The sequence below is a fragment of the Mycobacterium scrofulaceum genome (assembly GCF_001667885.1).
In the GTDB taxonomy this organism is placed as follows: Bacteria; Actinomycetota; Actinomycetes; order Mycobacteriales; family Mycobacteriaceae; genus Mycobacterium; species Mycobacterium scrofulaceum_C.
In genome coordinates this window covers 1-1,440 of record NZ_LZJW01000074.1, presented here as the reverse complement: position 1 = coordinate 1,440, position 1,440 = coordinate 1, and the positions used below count along the sequence as shown (strand labels likewise).

The window sequence follows — 1,440 nt, the reverse complement described above, 5'->3', positions numbered from 1 at the left end:
TAGACGCACTGGCAACCGGCGTCGGCCATGATGCGGGCCTGGGCGGCCAGCTTCTCCGGCGGAATCGTGTGGCTCATCATCAGGAACCCGACGGTCTCCAGGCCGAGTTCGCGGGCCAGGCCGAAGTGCTGAATGGACACGTCGGCTTCGGTGCAGTGGGTGGCGATCCGGCAGATCGACCCGCCGTTGTTCTGCGCCTCCTTGATGTCCTCCTTGGTGCCCACCCCGGGCAGCATCAGGAACGCGATCTTGGCTTCCTTGGCCGTATCGGCGGCCAGCTTGATCAGCTCCTGCTCGGGCGTCTTGGAGAACCCGTAGTTGAAGCTCGAGCCGCCCAGCCCGTCCCCGTGGGTCACCTCGATGACCGGCACCCCGGCGGTGTCCAGGGCGGCCACGATGGCGCCGACCTCTTCCTTGGTGAATTGGTGGCGCTTGTGGTGCGAGCCGTCCCGCAACGACGTGTCGGTCAGCCGCACGTCCCAGATCGGATTGAAGAAGATGTCGGTAGTCATGCCTGCGCTCCTGGCGCCGCCGCGGATAGGGATTCCTTCGCGATTTCCTCGCCGACCTTGGTGGCCGCGGCGGTCATGATGTCCAGGTTGCCCGCATACGGCGGCAGGTAATCGCCGGCGCCCTCGACCTCGACGAACGTGGTCACCACCGCCTGCCCGCCGGAGTTGAGCGACGGCTCGTCGAACTGCGGCTCGTTGAGCAGCCGGTATCCCGGCACGTAGGTCTGCACCTCGGCCACCACGTCGTGAATGGACTGGGCGATCGCGTCGCGGTCGGCGTCCTCGGGGATGGCGCAGAAGATGGTGTCGCGCATGATCATCGGCGGATCGGCTGGGTTGAGGATGATGATCGCCTTGCCCCGCTTGGCGCCGCCGATCGTCTCGACACCCTTGCTGGTGGTCTTGGTGAACTCGTCGATGTTCGCGCGGGTCCCCGGACCCGCGGAGACCGAGGCCACCGACGCCACGATCTCGGCGTAGGGCACCTCCACCACCCGGGACACGGCGTACACGATCGGGATCGTGGCCTGCCCGCCGCAGGTGATCATGTTGACGTTCGGCGCATCCAGGTGCTGACGCAGGTTGGCCGGCGGGATGACCGCCGGGCCCACGGCGGCCGGGGTCAGGTCGATGGCCCGGATCCCCGCGGCTTCGTACTTCGGTGCCGCGTCCCGGTGCACGTAGGCGCTGGTGGCCTCGAACACCAGGTCGGGCTTCTCCGACTGGGCCAGCAACCAGTCCACGCCCTCGTGCGTGGTCTCCAGACCCAGCTTGCGGGCCCGCGCCAGGCCCTCACTTTCCGGGTCGATGCCCACCATCCAGCGCGGCTCCAACCACTCCGACCGCAGCAACTTGTAGAGCAGGTCAGTGCTGATGTTTCCCGACCCGACAATGGCCACACTCGCCTTAGCCGGCATGTGACGCTCCT

General features: G+C 67.2%; 2 pseudogenes. Both read right to left on the bottom strand.

The features are described from left to right. Positions 1–512, bottom strand: a pseudogene (locus A5681_RS10390) (4-hydroxy-2-oxovalerate aldolase); the annotation flags it as partial. 9 nt (positions 513–521) lie between these two features. Further along, positions 522–1,429: pseudogene (locus tag A5681_RS10385) on the bottom strand (acetaldehyde dehydrogenase (acetylating)); the annotation flags it as partial. Positions 1,430–1,440: the final 11 nt, after the last annotated feature.